The following is a 24,237-nucleotide window of genomic DNA, read 5'->3' on the forward strand; positions in this document are numbered from 1 at the left end:
ATGCCCGCATTGTATAATTGCCATTGCGAATTTTAAATAAACAGTAAGTTTAAACATAAGTTAATCTTTAGATTACAATTAATTGGTTTTCCTATAGGATTTTTGTCTTTGTCTTAAGACCGATAGATTTCTCAATATATTAGTTTTTGTCAGCTACTTTTTGAAATCTAGATTATGGCCACCTTGGCCAAGGTGGCCATTTTAAAAATAACATAAACCAAACATTAACTTAACATTGGTATTGGTTCTTTGCACCCGACAAAAACTAGTATTGATGAAATTTAAATTCTTGGCCTTTGGCCTTGTTCTGCTTTTTAGTATCTCCAGTTATTCTCAAAAAGTTGAAGCTCCTAAATTCGGAAAGGGTCTTTTAAATATTATGGGCAAAGACAGTACTTGGAGCATGAAATTTGCCTTAAGAATGCAATTTCTTGGCACAGCAACTTGGGACAGAAGTGACAATGATGACTTCATAAACCCAGAGCAGAACTTTTTGATTAGAAGATCAAGATTTAAGTTTGATGGTTTCGCCTACTCTCCAAAACTTAGGTATAAATTTGAGCTGGGATTGTCCAATCGCGACCTTTCCGGGGCCAGCGAATTTACTAATAATGCTCCTCGATATATTCTTGATGCGGTGGTAATGTGGAATTTTTATGAGAATTTTGAACTATGGGTAGGGCAAACCAAACTTCCGGGCAATATAGAGCGAGTTATCTCTTCTGGAAATCTACAGCAGGTGGATCGTTCTTTATTGAACAGTAGGTTTACCATAGATCGAGATATGGGCATTCAATTAAGACATTACTTTAATCTTACCGACAAGTTTTTGGTTCGTGAAAAATTTGCAATCTCGCAAGGCGAAGGTAGAAATGTGACGACTGGTAATCTGGGTGGGCATCAGTATACTTCAAGAATTGAATTACTCCCTTTTGGGAAGTTCAAAGGCAAGGGAGACTATAAAGGTGTTGATCTTAATCGAGAAAAGACACCAAAACTAATGCTAGCGGCAACTTACGATATTAATGCCAATGCAGTTAAAACAAGGAGCAACCAAGGATCCTATATGACTAATGACACTGGTTTTTATGAAACCAACATCAACACAACATTTGTAGATGCCATGTTCAAGTATAATGGTTTTTCGTTTATGGGGGAATATGCCCACAGAACAGCTAAAGATCCTGTTGCCACGAATTCTGATAATTCGGCAACAGGGGATATTGTTTTGATCGGAAGCGCCTTAAACTTGCAAAGCGGGTATCTTTTCAGAAATAATCTGGAGGTTTCTGGTAGATACACCTCACTCGATTATGACAATATTACACTTACAAATGACAGGAAACAATACACTCTTGGTCTTTCAAAATATATTGTTGGACACAAATTAAAAGTTCAAACGGATTTGAGCTATCTTACCATTGACAATGGCACCGATGAATTGATGTATCGATTGCAAATGGAGGTACATTTTTAGGCAAAAAATAACCTTTAAATAACATTGATAGTCAGCAAAGTATAGACATTTGACAATTATTTTTAGAAACGATTATGGACAATATTTACCTTTTAATGATTATAGCCCTAGCCGCCTTGGCCATTGCCGATTTGGTTGTAGGGGTAAGTAATGATGCGGTTAATTTTTTGAACTCCGCCATTGGCTCTAAAGCCATCTCTTTCAAGACCATAATGATAATAGCCAGTGCCGGTATAGCATGTGGTGCCATATTTTCTAGCGGACTTATGGAGGTCGCCCGGAAAGGTATTTTTAATCCAGGAGAGTTTTACTTTCAAGAGATCATGTTCATATTTATGGCGGTAATGATTACGGATATATTGCTGCTAGATTTCTTTAATACACTCGGAATGCCAACCTCAACAACGGTTTCCATAGTCTTTGAGTTGTTGGGTGCCGCAGTTGCCATGTCTCTTCTTAAAATTGGTGCTGCCAATGGGAGTTTTGCGGATGTGGTCAACTATATCAATACATCCAAGGCCATTCAAATTATCTCAGGTATTTTGCTCTCGGTTCTGGTGGCATTCACCATTGGTGCCATTGTTCAGTGGATATCCAGACTGTTATTGTCCTATAATTTTGAGAAAAAGGCAAAATGGGTAGGTGCTTTATTCGGAGGAGTTGCCTTATCCTCAATGGTATATTTTATATTGATGAAAGGGATAAAAGGGACTCCATATGCCGGTTTAAGCTTTGAAATTTTGGGCGGGATGAAAATTAAGGATTTTCTTGAGGCTAAAGTGGTTCCAATTGTGGCGGTAAACTTTGTAGTATGGTCCATCCTTTCGTATATATTTATCCATGTAGCCAAATGGAACATCTATAAAATAATTATAGGAGTAGGCACCTTTGCCTTGGCACTTGCTTTTGCAGGAAATGATTTGGTAAATTTCATAGGGGTCCCCATTGCCGCATGGCAAAGTTATGAAGCTTGGGTAGCTTCAGGGGTTCCTGCTACAGAATTCAGCATGGACGTTTTGTCTAAAAAAGTCCCTACTCCAACGTTTTTGCTCTTTGTTGCAGGAATAGTTATGGTGGTTACGCTATGGCTTTCCAAAAAGGCGCGTTATGTAGCTGATACTGAAATCAACCTTTCAAGGGAAGGTGAGGCCAAAGAGAGGTTCCAACCCAATTATATCTCCAGAGGACTTGTAAGGTTGTTCTCCAATCTTTCACAATATTTCAACTCGTTATTACCGAAAAAAGTAAAGGCAAATCTGGATAAGCGGTTTGAAAAACCTGTAATCGCCTTGTCTCAGGATAGGGTTCACAGACTTCCTGCTTTTGACATGGTACGAGCTGCGGTTAATCTTATGGTTGCAGGTATATTGATTTCCATTGCAACTTCTTACAAATTGCCTTTGTCCACAACTTATGTAACTTTTATGGTAGCCATGGGAACCTCCTTGGCAGATCGAGCTTGGGGTGCAGAAAGTGCAGTGTATCGCGTTGCAGGGGTACTCAATGTAATTGGTGGTTGGTTTGGAACGGCCATTATCGCGTTCATATCTGCCGGTACCATTTTGACTCTTATTAATTTTGGCCAAGGAGCAGCTATTGCCATTCTTTTATTTGCCGCAATACTTTTATTGATCAGAAACTATACGGCTTATAACAAAAAAGCAAAAGAGCAAAAAGCCGAAGATAGCCTTAATCGAGCCGAAAGCAGCTCCATACAAGGGGTAATCGAAGAAAGCGCCAACAATATTGCCAATGTTCTAAAAAGAACCAATAAAATCTATACCAACTCTATAAACGGTTTGGCCAAACAAGATTTGGAGCTTTTGAAAAAGAACAAAAAACAAGGAACAAAACTCTCGGACGAGATTGAAGATCTTCGAAATCATCTTTTCTTTTTTATCAAAAACCTGGATGAGGCCAACGTTGGAGCAAGTAATTTCTACATCAATACCTTAGCGCATCTAACAGACATTGCTCAATCATTGGAATACATAGGCAAAGTAAGTCTTAAGCATGTCAACAATAACCACAAGAAATTAAAGTACAATCAAATCAAAGAGCTCAAAGAGCTGGATCTTGAACTGGAAAAACTAATTGCCAACACCCAACGAATTTTTGAAAACAGGTCTTTCGAAGAAATCGAGGGCACCTTACAGGGCAAAAAAGAGTTGTTCAAGTTGGTTTCTGACAAGATTGAAAGACAGGTTGCAAGAACACGAACCGAAGAGTCAAGTCCAAAGAACACTACCCTATACTTCTCCATATTGACAGAGAGTAAAGATTTAGTAGAAGTTGTATTTGAGCTTTTGGAGCTTTACTTCGTTGAACATGACAGTTCCGTAGAGCCCGCAAGGATAGAACCTACAGAACCTGCTTAATTTCATAATTTTACGTTATGCGCTGGTTTATTCTTGTTTTAGTCCTTCTTATCCAAAATGTGTTATCTGCTCAAGAGTTGTTGGAAAGAGCAATCAATTTTCATGACCCAAACCAACAGTGGAGCAAATTTAACGGCTCGTTTGAGGTACTCATGAAGACCCCTGGTTCAACTGACCGCTTAAGTGTGATAAGCATGGACTTTCCTAGACAGCAATTTGCCCTTGAGGTCAAAAAGGATAGCATATTCTATACCTATATCTTTGATAAGGACCGATGTGAAACAAGCTTAAATGGTTCCAAGGAAATTTCAGATGAAAATCGAAAAAAGTATCGGTTGACTTGTGATGGTGGAAAGATGATGCAGGATTACTACACCTAGGTTGAAGGTATATTTTATGTATCATCATTAATAATCGTTTTCAGTTCAAAGATTCGGATTTGGTCAAGGTATCAGTACCCAAGTGTTTATCATCCTTGTTGTAGTACCACGCCCTCACTTTTGGCATCTTAATGTTGGCAACCACTTCCATCTCACTCAGTAGGATATACTCCCCATCATTCTTCGATTCATCATGGAAGAATTGGTACACTTCCATTGCATAGGTCTTAGGGTCAAAATAGAAGTACCAAGTATCATCACCCACTTCTTTGTCATAAGTAACTTTTAGAACAAGATACTCCTTGCCCTTGAAGACTTTACTTTGTACAATGGGGTCTAAGTTCGTACCCGTATCCCTAAGTTTCATCGGCAGACCATATAAGTAAAGATAATAGTCCTTCATTGTTCTTGCACGGTCGCAGTTCAACCTATGCTCTTTTTTCAATTCTTCTGAAATGTCCGTACTGCCGTTCATCTTTAGGATGCATTCACCATCGTTTAGGGTCTGTTCAGTTGTAACCGTTCCGTTAATTGCGGTCAACTTAAAAAACCCCCTCTGCATATCGACCTCAATTTGGCTTAATCTCTCCCTTCCATCTGGATAGGACATTGTGATATACATTTTCTCCTTTAGGTTTCCCCATCTTCCCTCTGGGTCATGATAGGAAATAGTCCTCTCCAACAGTTCGGATGCAGTCAAGGATTGACCCATTAAATAGTACGAGCCAAATAGAAATGTCAATGCAAGGAAGCAGCTTTTCATATACTAGATTTTAAATCAAATGTGTTACCCTTGCCTCGTGGTCATAAATTGGTTCGGGTTCACTATCATAGTAAAAATAGGGTTTATAATCCATGAAGGTAGGCTGAATAGAACCATCTGGCAGCTTAATCTCAAAGCCTTCTCCCTCAATTACATCGAAATTATCCGAAAGAACCTTGTCATTGACCTCTTTTATAACAGGTACATTGTTCCACCATCTAAGTTCGTCAGATGCTTTTTTAAACTTTTGTTTAAGCATCTTCCCCGTTAAAATCAATTCAGGATAGTGCCTGTTGACAGCAAAACCTTTCTTTGTGTGAATATAGTATGAAAGGGCAAGTCTTTTGTACTTGAATACAATGTCAATCCTGCGAACTTTGTCTATTCCGAACACCCCTATTTCATGGATGTATTTTTGAGCCAATTCTCTTTTGACCGTATTTGGTAGGCTCACAGTACCCTTAAAGTTGAGGTCTGAAAGGTCAGGTTTGTTGTAAGACTGAATTTGTGAACTGACTACTTTTATCTCTCTTGTTAGTTTCTCTCTATCTTTTTTGATTCGCTGACTTATGGTTTCTAGTGCCTCTAAAGTCAATGCGTTACTTATTAACATCTCTCCATGTCTTACCTCTTGTTTTAGAAGGTCGTCCATCTCATCTTGTACGTTCCTTAACCTTTCTTTGAGTTCATCAAGACCATTTTGGTTGGACAGTTCCCTTTCAATGAGGTCTTGGAGGTTATTCAACATTACATACCAAACTAGGTCATCAAGGAAAGAGGCATTAATATTTGTTGAAGTACATTTCTTTGGGTCGTCCCTTTTGGTAGCACACATATAATGAGGGTATTTTGTCTGCATACCTAAGTATCTATTCCCACAGTTGTTGCACCTAATTAATCCGTTGAGGTAGAACCTATCTGGGTTATGTACTCCCTTAGTAGTAGCGTTCTGCTCCAAAGTAGCCAATGAACGCTCGAAAAGTTCACGGTCAATCAACGCAGGACATGGTACATGTGAACCTTTGAAATTTCGCTGTCCGTAGTACATGGGATTGTGAAGTACTTTAAGAACCGATGTTTTTTTCCATTTGCCACCAAAGTAAGGAGGTATTCTCATACGGTTCAGTCTATCTCGTATTGCCCCTGCCGTCTCACCATTCGCAGACCACTCAAATATTGACTTTACAATTCCTTCCGTCTCTGGATTTGGTATCAATTCTCGTTCCGACCCTTTGCTATATCCGAAAGGCATCCTACCATGAACCTTGCCCTCTTTGAAATTCTTTTCAATTACACCTGCAACGTGTTTTTTCGTTAGGTCAACATAGAATTGCCCAGTCGCTGACATTATGGAGTCTAAAAGTTTTGCTGTGGGGTCATCGTAATTGAACTTCTCACGGTCATAGTAAATCTCAACTTTATGCCTTCTACAAACCGTTTGCACTTTCATTCGTGCCTCATCCGACCTATAAAGGCGGTACTGATGCCAAACATACAAATGGGTTATATCACCTGAGACAATATCTAAAAGAAGCTGTGAAAGTCCTTCTCTTTCGTCTGGGGACGTTGTGCCAGAAACTCCCTCATCCGTATAAGTCCTATATGAAAGTCCAAGTTCAACAGCCATTTCTTTGCCCTTCTCAATTTGGAAGTCAATCGAACGGTCTTCGTCATCTTCTTTTTCCCCTGAAATTCTTGCGTAGATTCCTAACATAATACCAAAATACTAATCTATGTTTAATAAAACAATATGTAATAATTTTATATTGATTATCTCATAAAATGAGTTAGGTAAATCGTTTGCTACGGCTACAACCTAATATTTCGGATATACCCATCTGTGGGAAATCGAATATTTACAATACCCCCCGTTCGATTTATGTAGAATTAAGATTACTTCGTTCCAAATTCAACCTATACCACAGAATAGCACAGTTTTAACATCTAAAATTTGCACTTTAACGATTATATTTTAGCACATGTTGATAATAGTACACATTTGTTCTATGAAAAAAGCAAAATATATTCGAGTTAGTACAACCGAACAAAGTACCGAACGACAAAAAGAGAATGGATTTAAGCTGTTTATTGATAAAGTTTCAGGTTCAGTCCCATTTAACGAACGTAAAGCAGCCTCAAAATTGCTTATAGAAGCCGATAAGGGCGATTTGAGCGAGGTTCACGTTCACGCTATCGATAGACTTGGGCGCAACACATTGGACATCTTAGAAACCATTAAAACACTTACCGAAAAAGGAGTCAATGTTGTATCACAAAAAGAGGGATTCTGTACTCTTGTCGATGGAAAAGAGAATCCAACAGCAAAACTGGTAATTTCAATCATGGCAACGTTAGCGGAGTATGAATTAAACCTTATCAAGGAACGTCAAAGAGAGGGAATCCAGAGGGCAAAGGAGAGGGGAGTTTATACTGCCAATGGTGGAAGTAACCCATTAACTGACGAACAGTTTTTAAGCAAGGCTAAAAATGCCTTATGTGCCAAACATCTTAGAGCAGGTGAGAGTATCAGAAGAGCAGCAAAGCTATCTGGTGTTTCTAATGCGACTTCACAAAAAGTCAAAAGGATAATGAACTCCGTTAAGAATGTGAGCGTCCTTTAAGAGTTAGGAACTTTGAGTTCTAATTGAATATCCATTGTTTCCAACGTATCCCGAATGACAGATTCCACCGTTTTTAAATCTCGCCTGTGAAAGATAATCGAATCGTGTTTGCTAATAGCAGGAACACCTATTTCATGTAATTTACGAAGCACCCCATCAATGTAGATTTCAGACTCTTTCTGTTGCATGGCAATTGCAAGTTCCCTGTTGCTACTTTTCCGTTTGTACTTCTCGATTATAGCCATAGATTCAGGATAGAGTCTTGTCATTATTCTCTTCGTTTTATTGTCATGATAGTGTTTGGAGTAAATAGTTTTCATGACTAAATCCTTTGCTTCTTCACGAGAGCAATCCAGCTTGTCAGCTAATCTTTCATAAAGTACCCCACAAATAGCATCTGTAACAAAATCATCATTAACCTTTGCCTTTATCATATTTGCTAGAATGGCAAATTGACTGTTTTTGGCATCGATTTCGACAAGGTTGTTAGATTTCATGATATGTTCTACCAGAATAGAAGGCATATTAGTAAAGTTGGTATTTAGCCTGTCATTGACTGGACTCATTGAAGCCCTAACAACACCTGACTGTAAAAGTCTGATTGACCTGTACCATGAATAGCGTTTGAAATTAAGTGAGCCATTTTCAACTGGTAATTCATTGTCTATGAGACTACTTAAAACAGAGTAGTCAATTTCAATAGTCTTTAGGAAATCCAGAAGACCTTGAAAATATGGTCGGTCAGATTCAGATGGCTGAAAAGCATCTATATTTGTCAAGGATACAACCTCTAGGTCTGCCCAATTAGTAACTATTGAGGGACTTATCCGATAGCCTAACGACTTACGTCTAAATTCTGCATAATCATTATCACATTCAACTACTCCCTCACTTATGAGTACGCTTAACCACTCTCTGTATCTGCTGTTAAATTGTTTCCTAAGAAACTTTGCCCCCATAGGAGAATAGACATCAGGCTGCAACTTCTTGATTAATAATCTGCTAACAATCATGTCCAGAAAATATAGGCTGTGATTGGTTTTAATACGACTTAACTCAAGACTGCGAACAGCCTTAACAAGTTCTACTGGCAAACAAACTGCATGTTTAGAAGCTGTTAAAGAGTGTTTAGAGGGAGTATGGACATCCATGAAGGTATAACATATAAACCCAGCCTTTATTGTACCTTTATGTTACCACATTTTTAAGTTTACATGAACACTTGCCCGTCAATTTATAAATAGAAGGTTTGCGTGAGAAGGTTACAACGTATCACAGCTAAACCTACCCTAACATAGAGTACTCTTTTTGGTATTCTTAAATATCTGTAAACAACTGATAAACATTAATTTAGGTAAACATTTATGTTGTCCCTTCCCATGTCGTATATTCCAATCAAAAATCTGCAATATTTGCCTCAGAAATGGATATTATGGAGTTGTTTTCAATACTAATAGGACTTTTACCTAGAATCTTTTTAGAAACGTGGTTCAATGCAATAAGATGAAGTGCTTGGAAATGTGAACCAACAATGTTTGTATTGATTGCACTTCTGCATAAATCGACAATCTCGTCCTTGCTATATTCGGAATATCGTGAAATTAGTTTGCCAATTTTATCTTTATCATTTGGTCTAGGCAAATACCAGTGTTTCAACTGAACAATTTTTAAATCTTATGAACTTAAATCAATCTTCATTGGAGAGGATATTCATAGTCATTATTCCAAAAGGCTTTTTTTGTCTCCTTTGAATAAGCTGTTGACCAAAGTTTGCTTTCAACTGGAATCGGAATCGGCAATTCAAACCCATTATAATAAAACACCTCTTCGTAAAAAGTTAGCTGTTCCTTAAAGATGAAAGTCGTAATAATTTTGGTTAAGGACTGCGTTTCGGACACATGGCTTATCTTAAAATCTTGAGTTTGAAATTGCCATTGTTCATCCAAGTTCATTTTAATACGATAAATCTTTTCCAATGCCTTCTTTGAATCTGCGGTTCTAGGTGTGATATTATTGTCATCAGAAAGTTCACTTTGTATAGACTTAAAGCCATCACCATAATACCACTCTATTATGGCTTTTGAATTTTCAATTTCCAAATCAGATGACTTTTTGCCACATGATAGTATTGACAATAAAACAACAGCAAGTAAGATAATTCTTTTAGTGTTCATAAGCCGTGCGGATTATCATTGCCTTTCCCAAACTGTAAAAGTGTAAATACTATCCCCTCCGAAGTCAACACATGGGTCGTCAACTCCGAATTTCATCAAATCGTCCTCAAACTCGACCTCAACTATATCCCTTCTAGTTTCACCGTTGACAGTAAATAATAACAAATATTTACCATCATCAGTCTTTTCCCAAATACCTTTTTGGTCTTCTATTTCAGTTAGTTCTCCATTAATATAATCCCCATAAGTTCCATCAGCATCAAAAACAAATAATGCTCCATCATTTGGATTTTCATTTAGCCTTTCCGTTCTAACGTTTTCCGTACCACAGTAATAATCATTTTCAGACACAAATTTCCATTTACCAATTATTAAATCTTGGGTTGGATTTTCCTCTTCGTTATCACTTGAACATGATGAAATAATCAGAAGTGTTAAAAACAATAGAGTTTGAAATATCAATTTTAGCTTCATTAGAATATGTTTAGAATTTCATAAAGAACGTATATTCTTACATATTAGTATCATGCATGCTAACAAAATTAACATCCAGATTAGTCATATTGCTGTGTGCCAATAAACCTAACAGCAGAAGACAGAGAAATTATAATCCAAGTAGGACTTCGTGTGAAGAACCTAAGGAATAACTTGGGTATTTCACAAGATGAATTGGCACTTAGAGCAGATACCACTAAATCACAGGTTTTCAGAATCGAACATGGCGAAATTAACTGTACATTAGCTACTTTGGGTAGGTTTGCCAAAGCATTAGGAGTTAATATAAAAGAACTGTTTGAATACGACTAATGTATGGATTGAATATTATAAAGGGAGAGTTTCTTGCATTGTACCCTTGGCATCTGTAATCAAGCTGTATTGAATTATCATGCTCAAAATGAACACTACACCTATTTATATGGGCTTCCCATGAAGCTTAAAGACCCTGGCACTATTCTTTCCGATAAAGTGCAAACCAAAACCTTTAAGGGCAAAGAATATTTGGTCTTGAAAGTCAATTATGAAGGTGGTGTTGGAGATGATGTTTGGTACTTTTATTTTGACCCTAAATCTTATGCCATGGAGGTTTACCAATTCTACCATGCCGAATTAGAAAACGATGGAGAGTATATTCTTCTGGAAGGTTTGGAAGAAATCAATGGGATTCTAATGCCCAAAACCCGACTATGGTACTACAATAAGGATGATAAGTTTTTGGGAACCGACATCCTAATAAAGAAATAGTGAAATTCTGTGAACTATCGGTAAAAATTCATCTCATCCATATACTTCCATACCGCCTCTGGAAGTAAGGGACGAATGTTTTTTCCTTCCCTATGTTTTTTCCGAATGAATGTTGATGAGATTTCCATGACTGGAGCGTCCACTTTAGTGATTTTTGGATGATCTTCAAATCTGTGTTCTATAGTACCTTCGGAAATTCTCGGATATACGTAAATAGAGTAGTTTTCAAGTATTGCTTCGAAGTTCTTCCATTTATGAAAGCCTTTTAAGTTATCTTCCCCCATTATCAATGCAAATCGATATTCTTGCCCGTATGCTTCATCCAAATGCACCAAAGTGTTTATAGTGTAATTGGGTTGCGGTAAATCAAATTCAATTTTACTGGGCTTTAGTTTCGGATACTCCTGCAAAGCTTCAAACACCATCTGGTATCTGTGGTGGTCATCTAAAAGCGATTGCTTTGTTTTAAAGGGGCTTTGTGGTGTTATCACAAACCATACCTCATCCAAATCAGAAAACTCCACCATGTGGTTGGCAATGGCCAAATGACCTATATGAATAGGATTAAATGTTCCAAAGTATAGCCCCACATTTTTCATAAGCTATTCTTCTTCTGAGTCCGAAATGGCAGCACCCACAAAATCTGCAACGAGTTGATGGGATTCCTTTAGGGCAACATCCAAATCGTAATTTTTGATGACCTTATCAAACTGAGGGGCTGTAGCCAACTCTACAGACGCCTTAGCAACCCTCATATTAATCTTATCCTCGTTTTCTGTACTTCGCTTCTTAAGCCTGATTTTTAGTTCATCAACACTGGGGGGTTTAACAAATACCGCAAGTGTTTCTTCTGGGAATTTCTTTTTGATTCGAAGACCTCCGACAACATCGATATCAAAAATAACGTTCTTCCCTTCTGCCCAAAGTCGCTCCACCTCACTCTTCAAAGTTCCATAGAAGTTGTCGCGGTAAACTTCTTCCCATTCCAGGAAATCATCATTTTTGATATGTTTTTTAAATTCTGAAATGGATATGAAATAATAATTTACCCCTTCCTTTTCCTTACCCCTTCTAGGTCTTGATGTGGCCGAAACAGAAAAAGCCAAGTTCAGCTCAGGTTGTTCCAAAAGGTGTCTTACTATGGTAGTTTTACCACTTCCCGAAGGAGCAGAAAAAATAATGAGTTTTCCTCCTTTTTTCATAGGACATTGAGCATTTGCTCCTTTATTTTTTCCAATTCGTCCTTCATTTGTACCACCAGCTGTTGCATGGGAGCATAGTTGGCCTTAGAGCCAATGGTATTGATTTCCCTACCAATTTCCTGAGCTATAAACCCTAGTTTTTTGCCGTTTGAGTCATTTGATCTTAGTGTACTTTCAAAGTAATCCAAATGATTGGCCAAACGTACTTTTTCCTCAGTGATGTCATATTTTTCCAAGTAGTAAATCAATTCTTGTTCAAATCGATTTTCATCTAAATCAACCTTAAGATCGGCAACTGCTTTTTCCAGCCTTTCCCTTACTGTATCCAACCTTTCCGGGTCCATCATTTTCACTTTGTCCAGTAGGGAGTTCAATGTTTCAAGCCGACCAATGAAATCCTTTTCCAAGACCAAACCTTCTTCGCTTCTGAATTTTGCGATTTCAGACAGTGCTTCTTTCATGGCTGATTTAATGGCTTCGTACTCCGCTTCATCAATATCTCCCTTTTCACTTTTCATTGTGTCCGGTAAGCGAATGGCCAACTCCAACAATTTCAAATCATCACCCTTCACAATATCTGCCAACTGTTGCATATATTTTTTCACAACACCTTGATTTACTTCTGCACTGGTCTCCTCGCCTGTAATCTCAACATATAGCCCAAAATCCACCTTACCACGCACCAAAACATCTGCTATCATTTTGCGAAGCTCCAGTTCTTTCTCTCTATAGAATTGTGGGATTCTGGCATTAATATCCAGATTTTTACTGTTCAGCGATTTAAGCTCAATGGTGATTTTTTTGGAAGGAAGCTGTACAACATGCTTTCCAAATCCGGTCATGGATTGAATCATATGGGATGATTAAATTTTGGCAAAGGTAACCAAAAATGGAGTTAGGCATGTCTCAACGAAAAGCCTGTATTCCTGTTAACAACTTTCTATTTTAACTCTCTTACCCAGATATTTCTGAAGCTTACCCTACTGTTATCCCTATGGTCCTGCAACATTAACGGAGCCTTTCCATGTGCCTCATATTTAGGCCAACCTATGTATTCAATAGTGCCCTCAATCTCAAAGTGATCCTGAATCAACACACCGTTGTGCAATATTGTAATCGTAGCGGGTTTAACAATATTTCCTCCTCTGCTGAATTCCGGGGCGTGAAAAATAATGTCGTAAGCATTCCATTCACCTGTGGGTGAAGATGCCATTGCCAAAGGAATTCCTTGCTTATACAATGCTCCAACCTGACCGTTTACATAGGTGGGGTTGTCGTTATTGTCCAACACCTGGACTTCATATCTTTTTTGGATAAAAACCCCGCTGTTGGCCCTTTGTTGCCCTTTGTTCAGGACTTTTTGGGGGGATTTCCATTCCAAGTGCAACTGCATGCTACCAAAATTTTGTTTGGTTTGTATATTCCCAGTCTTGTTGCCAACAGTCATACTACCATCTTTGTTCAAATGCCATTTAACAGCTGTACTATCAGCAGTAGTTATCCACTGATCAAAGTTACTCCCATCAAATAATATGATTGCATCACTAGGTGGGGCTCCATTTTGCCCTGGAATTACCCGAGGTGGAACTGGTTTATAGATTTCTGTTGCTTCGGGGTTGGTTGGTCCCTTTTTTTGACCAAATGCAAAGCCAATCATTAAAGTAAATACTCCAAAAAGAGCACTTCGGCGTTTCATCATATTATAGCTCCTTAATCTTTACATTTCTATATCCAATAACCAAAGGTTCTCCGTGATCTTGAAATGCAATCTTCCCTGTTCTCGACGTTCCGAAACCTTCCCAAGTAGCAAATTTGGAGTTGGAAACCATAGTGTCCCAAGCTTCTCCATTAACCGGAAATTCAACAATCTTCACATCATTTAAAACCACACTACCCTGATTGGTATCATGATTTATGGTAATTAGATAATGGTTCCACTCACCAACTGGCTTAACCACATCTTGGGACGGGGAAACCATATCATACAACGCACCTGCCCTATGACTTGTGCCATTCTTGGCATCTGGGTGGTCCACATTGTCCAATACTTGAATCTCTGGACCTGTTTGATAGGGTTCTTTGTATTTATCCCCTTCTTGTACACCCCACATGATTCCACTGTTTGCTCCACTGGACACCATCCATTCTACAGAAAGCACAAAATTGGTATATTCTTTATCTGTAACTATGTTAAACCGCTTTCCTTCTTCCTTATGTTTTGGTTTTAAAAGCATGGCTCCGTCTTCAAGTTTCCAACCATCGGTTATTTCCATGCCAGAAAAAATATGCCAGCCATCAAAAGAAGTTCCGTCAAACAAAACCGTCCATTCACCATCCTGTTCCTCCGTTTGAGTCTCCATTTCTTGTGTAATTTCCTCTTTTGACTCTTCTTTTGGTTTGTCCTTGCAAGCAAACATCACAGCAAAAGCTGTCAATAAAACTAACTTTTTCATAATCCCAGTATTTTTTTAAGTTTTTCTGTATCTGTCTCGGCTCCAGCAAAATCATCAAAGGTTTTGGTGGTAGCCTCTATAATATGATCTTGAATGAACTTGGCGCCTTCCCTAGCACCTTGTTCCGGGCTTTTTATGCAACACTCCCATTCCATAACGGCCCAAACATCACACCCATATTGTGTTAATTTGGAGAAAATGGTCTTAAAATCAATCTGTCCATCCCCTAAAGAACGATAACGTCCAGCCCGGTCCCCCCAATCGTTATATCCGCCAAAGGCTCCTTTCTTTCCTGTTGGGTTAAACTCGGAGTCTTTAACGTGAAATGATTTGATGAACTCGTGATAATGATCAATGTAAGTAATATAATCCAATTGTTGGAGCACAAAATGGCTAGGATCATATAGAATATTCACCCTTTTATGATTACCCGTGGCTTCCAAAAAGCGCTCAAAAGTATCCCCATCGTGTAAATCTTCCCCTGGGTGAATCTCATAGCATACATCTACCCCTTCTTTATCAAAATGATTTAGAATGGGCATCCATCTTTTGGCCAATTCCTCAAATCCCATTTCTACCAACCCCGGAGGCCTTTGAGGCCAAGGATGCCATGTATGCCAAAGTAATGCTCCAGAAAAAGTGGCATGGGCCTTTATCCCCAATCTTCTACTTGCTGTTGCTGCTTTTTTTACCGTTTCAATCGCCCACTCCGTTCTAGCTTTTGGGTTGTTTTTTACTGCATCAGGCGCAAAATTATCGAACATAATGTCATAGGCCGGATGCACCGCCACCAACTGACCTTGCAAATGGGTAGAAAGTTCGGTTATCTCCAACCCGTAGGAATTGATTTTCCCCTTTAACTCATCACAGTAATCCTGACTTTCTGCAGCTTTATCCAAATCTATAAGAAATGATTCCCAAGTAGGAATTTGAATTCCCTTATATCCCAGTCCCGAAGCCCATTTGCACAATCCATCAAGTGAATTGAAAGGAGGTTGACTATCTACAAATTGGGCAAGAAATACCGCGGGTCCTTTAATTGTCTTCATTTAAACCAAATTTTAAGATTTGACAAATCCCTAAGGTTTTAGGATTTATCTCCTATATTTAAGAAAAATATTAAGATGTTTTTAGTTTCCTTATGGAAAGACATAAATATAGGGATAAGCTAACAATTAAAACAGCACATTAATAAAGGAAAATGTTGTTTATACTGTTATTATTAAGTGTTACCTTAAATATTGCACCTACTAAAAAAGTTGCTTTAATTTTATGATTCTACATCAATTTTCTTAAATACCTACTATGGAAAATGCTTCTGCACGAAATTTATGGGGTGATTTTTTGGATGCCCATCTAGAATTTGCCTCCGAAGATGCACCCAAAGTGATTCACTTCTGCGACAATGAAAAGGACGCTGATACCTGTGTGAAATTGGTCTGCAAAGATGTGAAGCGAGCTACCTCGCATTCTCTTTTGGGCATTCAACTCAGGAAAGAACCCATGCCAAAAATTGGAGATTTTGCGGTGGTTACGGACTGGTCTGGGAAAGCGCAATGTGTTATTCGAACGACTTCGGTAAAACTGGTTCCCTATTTTGCCATTAACTCGGAACATGCACGGTTGGAAGGCGAAGGAGATAAAAGTTTGGATTATTGGAAAAAGACTCATTGGGATTATTATACCCGTGAACTTTCCGAATTTGAAAGAATACCTAGGGACAGTATGATTGTGGTCTTTGAGCAATTTGAAAAAGTCTTTCAAAGATAATGGCCGCTAAAAGCGGCCATTCAACAGTATTTTAATGGATTGGATTTCTAACTAGTCCAAATCTACCCATACGTTTCCATTTTTATGGGAAGCAACCGTACTTTCAATAAAGTTCATACCTCTTACGCCATCTTCCATCGTTGGAAACTCTCCGTCATTATATTCCTCTCCACGAATCGCTCTTGCAGCACCTAGATAAATATTGGCCATGGAATCAAAAATACCTTCTGGATGCCCTGCCGGTATCTTCGATGCTTTCAAGGATAACTCCGAGTTATAGGCATGTCCGGGCTTGTATACCTGTAATGGTTCGGTATCACTCATTTTGTACAAGAAATTTGGCTTTTCCTGCTCCCATCTAAAAGCTCCCTTCTCACCATAAATAGCAATGGCCAGTCCGTTTTCTTCTCCTGTGGCAACTTGACTTGCCCTTACCACTCCTTTTACATGTTTGTCCATTCGGATTAAAACGGTTCCATCTACATCCATCAGATTGTCATCATAGAGATAATTGAAGTCACATAACACCGACTTAATTTTTAATCCCGTAGTATATTCAATCAAGTTGGATGCATGAACACCAATATCTCCAATACATGAGCTTATTCCCGCTTTTTTAGGGTCTAACCTCCAGACCGTTGAGCGCTTTTCTTGATCGTGGATAACCGTATTTATCCAGCCTTGATAATACCTTGCATCCACCTTATGGATTTTCCCCAATGCACCCGCTTTTATCATTTCCCTCATCTGGCGCACCATGGGATATCCGGTGTAGGTATGTGTCAATGCGAATACTTTCCCTGATTTTTCATGGGCCTCCTGTAACGCTTTGGCTTCTTCGTAGTTCATGGTCATCGGCTTTTCACAAATGACGTGAAATCCATTTTCCAATAGTTTCTTGGCCATAGGATAGTGTAAAAAGTTCGGTGTCAGCACCGAACATACCTGAATGCGCTCATCCTCTGGAAGTTTCAGTTCTTCTTCAACTAAGGTGTCAAAATCCTTGTAGATTCTATTGGTTGGAACATCAATCTCCTTGGCGAATGCCAGATTCTGTTCGTAATCGGGATTGAATACGGCACCTACTATTTCATAATTGTCATTAATAAAAGAGGCTACCCTATGCAACACTCCTATGAGGGAATCTCCTCCACCTCCAATAATTCCAAGTCTAATTTTCTTTGGCATGTTTAAGATAATTTATTGTATCATTTTTATGAATCAGAACCGTGAGTTTGCGGAACACGACGTTCTTCTAATTTTTTACGCATGAAAAACAAGATACCATACAAAACAACTAAAGTCAAAGGGAAAAACACCATATAACTTAATGTTGTTTTGCCTGCTACTATTTCAGCAACATCCGCCGAAGCTCCAGAAGCAATGGCTGCCTCTCTCCCCTTATCTAACCAAGAGCCTATTACTGGTTGCCATATTCCCGTTGCAAACATTCCTGCACCACCAACCAAAGACATACCCAACGCTCCAGTTTTCGGCAAATATTCTGACACAAAACCAATAGTTGTGGGCCAAAAATAACATACTCCTAGTGCAAAAAGTACCGCGGAAACATAAATCATCGGGCCATCCATTACACTTAAAGAATAAATGGCTATTGTAGTAACAATGGAAGACATAAAAAGAACGCCGATTGGATTTAATTTATGCACCAACGGCCCCGCAAAATATCTTCCTAATGCCATTATACCGGTAACCATTGCCAAAATGAGCATTGGCTGAACTCCTGAACCTCCCAATATTTTCTCAACCCATTGCTGCACTCCTAATTCCGATGTTGCGGACAAGGTCATGCACAAAGCAATAAAAATGAATAAAGGATTGATCAATGATTTAATATTAACGGAAGTATCTGTCTCAATGTGTTGACTTTCTGGAAATTCTTGTTTGAAGAACAAATACCCATAAATCAGTGTTGGTATTAGCATAATTGCAATTTGCAACTGCCATCCCAAACCAAAATCGGTCATGAATTCGGAAATCAAGGCGCCAATTACAATCCCTCCAGGAAACCAAACATGAAACTTATTCAGCATCGTGGTTCTGTTTTTCGTGTACATATCAGCTATCAATGGGTTACAGGCAGCTTCTACCGACCCATTAGCAAAACCAATCAAAAAAGACGACACCAAAAGGGTAACGAACCCACCGGCAAATATGGTCATTACCAATCCTACCAAGTGAGATACGAACGCCAGTATCATTAGCTTTCTAGCACCTAGTTTATTATATAAGAGACCTCCAAAAATTGTTGCCAATGGAAAACCCCAAAATGCCATACTGTTAACCCATCCCAACTGTGTATCATTAAGGTTAAACTGAATTCCCAGGTCTGCTAAAATTCCCGCACGAATAGCAAAAGTCATCGCGGTTACGACTAAAGCTATACAGGCTGCAACAAATAGTTGCTTCTTGTTTACATTTTCCATGTGATGTTAATTTGGTTGGTTTTAGGATTTATATTCTATTTTTTCGTTTTTGAACAAAAGGGCAAAGATGATAAATACTACTAGGGCAAATGTGGCCGGATACACCCAAACCTTCTCCCAAAGCGCCGTGCCATCAACTTGTATATATTCATCGTATATCATTCCTGCTACCCAAAAGCCAATAAGCATGCCCACGCCGTATGTGGCCAATGTTATCAAACCTTGAGCGGCACTCTTATATCTCTCCCCAGCCTTTGAGTCGGTGTATATTTGACCTGATACAAAGAAAAAGTCGTAGCAGATTCCGTGCAAAGCGATGCCAAGGACAAGCATAAAGAACAGTTCTCCTGAATCACCAAAACTGAACAATAGATATCTTACCGTCCATGCCAACATTCCGACCAATATGGTTTTTTTGAATCCGTATTTCTTGAAGAAAAATGGCAACAACAGCATAAAGAAAATCTCGGAAAACTGACCAAGAGATGCCCAAGCGGTCGAATTCTCAACATTGGATTCCGTTAAGAAGGTTCCTATGTGCTGGTAATAAAATGCCAAGGGAATACAGATTAAAATGGAGGATACGAAAAACACCAAAAAGTTCCTGTCCTTTAAAAGTTGCAAAGCATCCAAGCCCAATAGCTGAACTATGCTCCGTTTTTCATCCTTAGCCACCGTTGGAGGTGTTTTTGGTAATGTAAAACTGAAAAAACCTAAAACGGCAGATGCAATAGCCACCATCAAAAAGGTGTTTTTAAGAAAGCCCGCCTCAATATTTTCGATAGCATCCCATTTGAAGGCCAAACTAATGATCCAGCCAGCTAAAATCCAACCTGCAGTTCCAAACACGCGAACCAAAGGGAATTCTTTGGAAGGGTTTTTCATTTGATTGAAAGCCACCGAGTTCACAAGCGCCAAAGTAGGCATGTATAAAATCATATATCCCAGTACATAGGGATAAAATACAGCAAAGTTGTCCGAGCCATACATTAAATACATTAAAACTGCACCCACCAAATGTAGCACGCCCAAAATACGTTCTGCGTTAAAAAAACGGTCAGCAATCAGCCCGATAATAAAAGGTGCGATAATCGCACCCCATGATTGAGTTGAATATGCCATGGCCGTTTCTGCGCCAGATGCATTCAAATTATTCCCTAAAAAGGGGCCCAAGGTCACAAACCACCCGCCCCAAATGAAGAATTCTAAAAACATCATCAATGACAGTTGGAACTTTACTTTTGAACTCATGAATTGTGGGTTTTATCTTTTGTAAAAAATATAGTCAAGAGGTTCTGGTTCAATTCCATTTTGTCTGTAATCCATCAAAATTTGTCCTCTATGATGCGTGGAATGGTTTACGATATGAAAAAGGATATCCTTTAGTTCATTGGCGAACATCCGTCCCTTGCTGTTTTCATAATCTATTCTATTATTGAAATCGTCGGTATTGGTAATGATCTCAAAAGTAGTTCGTTGGTTCTCATAATGAATATCTCCCCAGCTTTCAACAGCATGTTTCTGCCAAACACCATATTCGGAAGGCTTCCCAACGATTCGATTGTTCCAGATATGATGGGCATTCAATATGTGACTAAAAAGCTTGATGCACTTTTCTGGAACTGCATCCATACTCGTACATTGCTCAATGAGCTTTTTGTTACAATAAAAATTGTAGTCAAATAGTTGGTTAAATAATGCCTTCATATCCTTATGAGCTTAGAAAAGTAAGGTCTTTTATACTTGCTTCCCAGCTTTGATCAACAAATCTCTCGTTGCTATAATGCCTTCCTCTTCACTCATTCCGCTTCCCTCATATTCCACTCCAATGTATCCTTTATATCCTGCATCCTTAACAATTTTCAACATTTTGACATAATCTGAATGGATTTCATTGCCTTCTTCATCGAAATCATGAGATTTAGCACTTACTGCTTTGGCATAAGGCATTAGCTCTACCATCCCTTTATATCTGTCATACCAATCGTCGCATTCGGGCCATTCTGCCCATTTCATACAGAAGTTTCCAAAGTCGGGCAGTGTTCCGCAATTATCCATGTTTACCTCCTTCATTACATTGGCCAACATGGCTCCGTTAGAAGAAAATCCACCATGGTTTTCAACTGTAATGTTGATGTTTTTTGGTTTGGCATAGGTAGCCAATTGCGTTAGACCATCAATAGATGCACTTGTCCATTCCTCCGCATCCTCGGAACCGTTTAGGTTTACCCTGATCGTATGGCATCCCATTGCCGCGGCTGCATCTACCCACTTATGATGGTTTTCTACTGCCTCTTTGCGTTTAGCGGCGTCTGGGGTGGCCAAATCGCCTTGTCCATCAATCATGATAAGCACATTTTCCATACCATGCTTTTCCGCCTCAGCATTACTTTTGTCAACAAATGCTTTCATCGCAGCCTCGGAAAAATTGTCCTTTTCCAATTCCTTATAATATAGGCCACTTACGTACTCCAGACCTGTAAATCCCCAAGCCTTTGCTTTTTCGGCAAAAGTATAGGGGTCAAGACCCTCATTTCTTATCATTCTGTGCATGGACCACTGGGCTAGAGATAGCTCAAAGAAAGGGGTCGTAGCCTCCTCTTCCACAATTTCGACAATTTCTTCTTCTGATTTCTTTTTGGCTTGTTTACATGCATATCCTCCAAAAGCTGTAATGGCTAAACCAACCTTCACGGAATTGGCTACAAATTTTCTTCTTTTCATGATTGTTATTTTGTAATGCTGATTATTAAAAGATTAGTATTTACTACAACGTTATAGTGTTAATTTCCCAATAAACATGGGGTTTAAATGTAGAAAATTAATTTAAGATTTAATACATTTAGAAATTAAACAATCCAAATAAATGAGCAAATTCTATTACAACGAAGAACAGGGGTCTTATGATGCGATTGTCGTTGGAACGGGTATCAGTGGAGGATGGGCAGCCAAGGAACTATGTGAAAATGGCTTGAAAACCTTGGTACTTGAGCGTGGACCAATGGTAAAGCACCGAGATGACTATCCTACCGCCAATATGGATCCTTGGGATTTTAAATACAAAGGCGAGGTTACCCCTGAGGAACTAAAAAAACAGGAAAAACAAGCCAGAACAGGATATACGGTCAAAGAACCTTCTAAGCACTGGTTCGTAAACGATTTAGAACATCCCTATAACGAAACAAAGCGTTTTGACTGGATGAGGGGTTATCATGTAGGTGGTCGTTCCATTATGTGGGGGCGTCATAGTTATCGCTGGAGTGATATTGATTTCAAGGCCAACAAGGAAGAAGGTATTGCTGTAGATTGGCCGGTTCGTTATAAAGATATTGCTCCTTGGTATGATAAAGTAGAATCGTTTATTGGAGTGTCGGGGCAATTACTGAATCTTCCTCAATTACCAGATGGAAAATTTGAGCCCATGATGCCTCTCAATTGTGTTGAAGACCATGTTCGCGAAAAAGTGGCAGAGCATTTTGATGGGCGGGTCATTACCGCTGGTCGTGTGGCACACATCACTAGTGATAAGAAGTTTGAAGGGGACGGAAGAGTACGTTGTCAGTTTAGAAACCGATGTATCAGGGGTTGCCCTTTTGGAGGGTATTTTAGTAGTGTTTCATCCACGCTTCCAGTTGCCGAACGCACTGGAAATATGACTTTGAGACCTGATTCTATTGTACATGAGATCATTTATGATCCGGACACGAAAAAGGCCACTGGGGTTAAAGTAATTGACCGAGTTACAAAAGAAACTTATGAATTCAAGGCCAAGGTAATATTCCTTTGTGCTTCGGCAGTTGCGTCAACCTCTATTTTGATGCAATCCAAATCCGATAGATTCGAGAATGGATTGGGCAATGATTCGGGGGAGCTCGGACACAATATTATGGACCACCATTTCTTAGTTGGAGCCAGTGGGAAAATGGATGGTTTTGACGACAAGTACTATAAGGGAAGAAAACCCAATGGAATATATGTTCCGCGTTTCAGAAACATTGGCGGCAATTCCACAATGAAAGACTTTGTTAGAGGTTATGGCTACCAAGGTGGAGCCGGAAGGGGCAATTATGAAGATTTGGTTGCCGAAGCTTCTTTTGGAAAAGATTACAAAGACGCTGTACTAACACCTGGTGGTTGGAATATGAACATGCTTGCCTTTGGTGAAATTTTGCCATATCATGACAATAAAATGATTATGGACTATAACAAATTAGATCAGTGGGGGCTGCCTACGGTAACTTTCGATGCTGAAATCAAAGAGAATGAACTGAATATGCGCAAGGATATGCAAGATCAAGCCGTACAAATGCTTGAAAAGGCAGGTGCTCGTGATATCCAACCCTACGACAGACCATATGCCCTTGGATTAGGAATCCATGAAATGGGTACAGCACGAATGGGACGAGACCCAAAAACTTCGGTGGTCAACGGGAATAATCAAGTACATGCCTGTAAAAATGTTTATGTAACAGATGGGGCATTCATGACGTCTTCGGCATGCGTTAACCCATCACTCACTTATATGGCATTTACGGCTAGAGCAGCCTATCATGCTGCCCAAGAACTTAAAAAAGGAAATATCTGATGGAAAGAAGATCTGCACTTAAAAATATGGGAATGGTATTTGGATATGCCGTTGCCACTCCAACGCTATTAGGAATCATTCAGAGTTGTGAAAAGAAGCCTGATTATGCTAATTGGACTCCAAGTTTTTTTACCAAGGACCAAGGGTATGCAATGGCTCAGACTATTGATGTAATCTTACCCAAAACCGATACACCATCGGCTACGGAAATGAATGTGCATGTATTCATCGATGAGTTTTCAAAAAACGTTCTGCCCAAGGAGCATCAAGATTTCATGATGCTTAAAATGGATAAGTTTTTTGAAGCTATCCTAAAAAGTTCAGGCAAAGAATCGTTACAAGATGTAAAAGCAGAAGATATTGAGCCTGTTTTGGCCAAATACCTTCGTAAACGATCACCTGAAGAAGAAGAAGCTCATTTCGAGGTCATCAACAATTACATGAGGGCCATTGAGGAAGGTGGAGAAGCTACAATTGATGATGAAGTAGCCAAATACTCATTTGCAAACGACCTGAGAAACATTAGTACATGGGGCTACAAGTCTTCAGAATATATTGGCGAAGAAGTTTTGGCCTATCTTCCAATTCCGGGAGAATATGTTGCCTGTGGCGACCTAAACGAGCTTACCCAGGGCAAGGCATGGTCATTATAAAATTTTGAAATAACGTATTGTAAAAAAGCCACCTAAAGGTGGCTTTTTTGTTGTTGAATATTATTCCAACAAAAATACCTCGGAAGGTATTC

General features: G+C 39.0%; 25 protein-coding genes and 1 pseudogene. 9 read left to right on the forward strand and 17 right to left on the reverse strand.

What is annotated here, in order from left to right; translation table 11 throughout:
• The first annotated feature begins 274 nt into the window (after nt 1-274).
• From E4661_RS12490 to E4661_RS12500, 3 genes are all read left to right on the forward strand, one after another.
• Nucleotides 275-1,477 (forward strand): porin, encoded by a 1,203-nt coding sequence (locus tag E4661_RS12490; protein ID WP_136467784.1) that lies wholly within the window; start codon nt 275-277, stop codon nt 1,475-1,477.
• A 74-nt stretch (nt 1,478-1,551) separates the two neighbouring features.
• Complete coding sequence (locus E4661_RS12495) at nt 1,552-3,855, forward strand: inorganic phosphate transporter (RefSeq protein ID WP_136467785.1); 2,304 nt, start codon at nt 1,552-1,554, stop codon at nt 3,853-3,855.
• Nucleotides 3,856-3,872: 17 nt separating this feature from the next.
• Nucleotides 3,873-4,235: a DUF6503 family protein gene (locus E4661_RS12500; protein ID WP_136467786.1), complete on the forward strand. Its 363-nt coding sequence runs from the start codon at nt 3,873-3,875 to the stop codon at nt 4,233-4,235.
• Between the two features lie 40 nt (nt 4,236-4,275).
• On the opposite strand, the gene E4661_RS12505 is transcribed toward E4661_RS12500, so the two are convergent.
• Complete coding sequence (locus E4661_RS12505; RefSeq protein ID WP_136467787.1) at nt 4,276-4,998, reverse strand: DUF6503 family protein; 723 nt, start codon at nt 4,996-4,998, stop codon at nt 4,276-4,278.
• 10 nt (nt 4,999-5,008) lie between these two features.
• Nucleotides 5,009-6,712, reverse strand: coding sequence for a recombinase family protein (locus E4661_RS12510; RefSeq protein WP_136467788.1), 1,704 nt, complete (start codon nt 6,710-6,712; stop codon nt 5,009-5,011).
• A 292-nt stretch (nt 6,713-7,004) separates the two neighbouring features.
• On the opposite strand from E4661_RS12510, the gene E4661_RS12515 reads away from it, so the two are divergent.
• Complete coding sequence (locus E4661_RS12515) at nt 7,005-7,619, forward strand: recombinase family protein (RefSeq protein ID WP_136467789.1); 615 nt, start codon at nt 7,005-7,007, stop codon at nt 7,617-7,619.
• Here E4661_RS12515 and E4661_RS12520 read toward each other — a convergent pair.
• The 4 genes from E4661_RS12520 to E4661_RS12535 form a co-directional block, all read right to left on the reverse strand.
• Nucleotides 7,616-8,713: a hypothetical protein gene (locus tag E4661_RS12520; RefSeq protein WP_136467790.1), complete on the reverse strand. Its 1,098-nt coding sequence runs from the start codon at nt 8,711-8,713 to the stop codon at nt 7,616-7,618. The two genes, E4661_RS12515 and E4661_RS12520, sit on opposite strands and share 4 nt — an antisense overlap.
• A 301-nt stretch (nt 8,714-9,014) precedes the next feature.
• Nucleotides 9,015-9,275: a hypothetical protein gene (locus E4661_RS12525; protein WP_136467791.1), complete on the reverse strand. Its 261-nt coding sequence runs from the start codon at nt 9,273-9,275 to the stop codon at nt 9,015-9,017.
• Nucleotides 9,276-9,313: 38 nt separating this feature from the next.
• Nucleotides 9,314-9,793: a hypothetical protein gene (locus E4661_RS12530; RefSeq protein ID WP_136467792.1), complete on the reverse strand. Its 480-nt coding sequence runs from the start codon at nt 9,791-9,793 to the stop codon at nt 9,314-9,316.
• A 15-nt stretch (nt 9,794-9,808) separates the two neighbouring features.
• Nucleotides 9,809-10,267 (reverse strand): hypothetical protein, encoded by a 459-nt coding sequence (locus E4661_RS12535; protein ID WP_136467793.1) that lies wholly within the window; start codon nt 10,265-10,267, stop codon nt 9,809-9,811.
• Between the two features lie 96 nt (nt 10,268-10,363).
• Between E4661_RS12535 and E4661_RS12540 the strand changes: the two genes are divergently transcribed.
• A complete protein-coding gene (locus E4661_RS12540) occupies nt 10,364-10,600 on the forward strand; it encodes a helix-turn-helix domain-containing protein (protein ID WP_136467794.1) in 237 nt (78 codons plus the stop codon).
• A 54-nt stretch (nt 10,601-10,654) separates the two neighbouring features.
• A pseudogene (locus tag E4661_RS12545) lies at nt 10,655-11,035 on the forward strand (DUF6503 family protein); the annotation flags it as partial.
• Between the two features lie 14 nt (nt 11,036-11,049).
• Here E4661_RS12545 and nadD read toward each other — a convergent pair.
• The 6 genes from nadD to E4661_RS12575 form a co-directional block, all read right to left on the reverse strand.
• The gene (gene nadD / locus E4661_RS12550; RefSeq protein WP_136467795.1) at nt 11,050-11,634 is read right to left on the reverse strand and encodes a nicotinate (nicotinamide) nucleotide adenylyltransferase; all 585 of its coding nucleotides are present in this window, start codon (nt 11,632-11,634) and stop codon (nt 11,050-11,052) included.
• Nucleotides 11,635-11,637: 3 nt separating this feature from the next.
• Nucleotides 11,638-12,237: a guanylate kinase gene (gmk, locus tag E4661_RS12555; RefSeq protein ID WP_136467796.1), complete on the reverse strand. Its 600-nt coding sequence runs from the start codon at nt 12,235-12,237 to the stop codon at nt 11,638-11,640.
• Nucleotides 12,234-13,091 carry a YicC/YloC family endoribonuclease gene (locus tag E4661_RS12560; protein WP_136467797.1) on the reverse strand — a complete coding sequence of 286 codons (858 nt, stop codon included), beginning with the start codon at nt 13,089-13,091 and terminating at the stop codon, nt 12,234-12,236. Before E4661_RS12560 ends, gmk begins: the two co-directional genes overlap by 4 nt.
• Nucleotides 13,092-13,177: 86 nt before the next feature.
• Nucleotides 13,178-13,894: a 3-keto-disaccharide hydrolase gene (locus E4661_RS12565; protein WP_240751477.1), complete on the reverse strand. Its 717-nt coding sequence runs from the start codon at nt 13,892-13,894 to the stop codon at nt 13,178-13,180.
• 43 nt (nt 13,895-13,937) lie between these two features.
• Nucleotides 13,938-14,690 carry a 3-keto-disaccharide hydrolase gene (locus E4661_RS12570; RefSeq protein ID WP_136467798.1) on the reverse strand — a complete coding sequence of 251 codons (753 nt, stop codon included), beginning with the start codon at nt 14,688-14,690 and terminating at the stop codon, nt 13,938-13,940.
• A complete protein-coding gene (locus tag E4661_RS12575) occupies nt 14,687-15,739 on the reverse strand; it encodes a sugar phosphate isomerase/epimerase family protein (protein ID WP_136467799.1) in 1,053 nt (350 codons plus the stop codon). The genes E4661_RS12570 and E4661_RS12575 overlap by 4 nt, the downstream gene beginning before the upstream one ends.
• A gap of 256 nt (nt 15,740-15,995) precedes the next feature.
• On the opposite strand from E4661_RS12575, the gene E4661_RS12580 reads away from it, so the two are divergent.
• Nucleotides 15,996-16,460, forward strand: a complete 465-nt coding sequence (locus tag E4661_RS12580) for an ASCH domain-containing protein (protein ID WP_136467800.1) — start codon at nt 15,996-15,998, stop codon at nt 16,458-16,460.
• A gap of 51 nt (nt 16,461-16,511) precedes the next feature.
• On the opposite strand, the gene E4661_RS12585 is transcribed toward E4661_RS12580, so the two are convergent.
• From E4661_RS12585 to E4661_RS12605, 5 genes are read right to left on the reverse strand one after another with little or no spacing between them, the layout of a single operon-like run.
• The gene (locus E4661_RS12585) at nt 16,512-17,648 is read right to left on the reverse strand and encodes a Gfo/Idh/MocA family protein (RefSeq protein WP_136467801.1); all 1,137 of its coding nucleotides are present in this window, start codon (nt 17,646-17,648) and stop codon (nt 16,512-16,514) included.
• Between the two features lie 26 nt (nt 17,649-17,674).
• Nucleotides 17,675-18,907 carry an MFS transporter gene (locus E4661_RS12590; protein ID WP_136467802.1) on the reverse strand — a complete coding sequence of 411 codons (1,233 nt, stop codon included), beginning with the start codon at nt 18,905-18,907 and terminating at the stop codon, nt 17,675-17,677.
• A 21-nt stretch (nt 18,908-18,928) separates the two neighbouring features.
• On the reverse strand, nt 18,929-20,158 hold the full coding sequence (locus E4661_RS12595) for an MFS transporter (RefSeq protein ID WP_136467803.1): 1,230 nt from the start codon (nt 20,156-20,158) through the stop codon (nt 18,929-18,931).
• Between the two features lie 12 nt (nt 20,159-20,170).
• Nucleotides 20,171-20,614: a DinB family protein gene (locus tag E4661_RS12600; RefSeq protein WP_136467804.1), complete on the reverse strand. Its 444-nt coding sequence runs from the start codon at nt 20,612-20,614 to the stop codon at nt 20,171-20,173.
• 30 nt (nt 20,615-20,644) lie between these two features.
• Entirely contained in the window at nt 20,645-21,631 is a 987-nt protein-coding gene (locus tag E4661_RS12605; protein ID WP_136467805.1) for a sugar phosphate isomerase/epimerase family protein, read from the reverse strand.
• Nucleotides 21,632-21,773: 142 nt separating this feature from the next.
• Between E4661_RS12605 and E4661_RS12610 the strand changes: the two genes are divergently transcribed.
• Nucleotides 21,774-23,492 (forward strand): GMC oxidoreductase, encoded by a 1,719-nt coding sequence (locus tag E4661_RS12610; protein ID WP_136467806.1) that lies wholly within the window; start codon nt 21,774-21,776, stop codon nt 23,490-23,492.
• Complete coding sequence (locus tag E4661_RS12615; protein WP_136467807.1) at nt 23,492-24,145, forward strand: gluconate 2-dehydrogenase subunit 3 family protein; 654 nt, start codon at nt 23,492-23,494, stop codon at nt 24,143-24,145. The genes E4661_RS12610 and E4661_RS12615 overlap by 1 nt, the downstream gene beginning before the upstream one ends.
• Nucleotides 24,146-24,237: the final 92 nt, after the last annotated feature.

This window comes from Flagellimonas onchidii, assembly GCF_004804315.1.
In the GTDB taxonomy this organism is placed as follows: domain Bacteria; phylum Bacteroidota; class Bacteroidia; order Flavobacteriales; family Flavobacteriaceae; genus Flagellimonas; species Flagellimonas onchidii.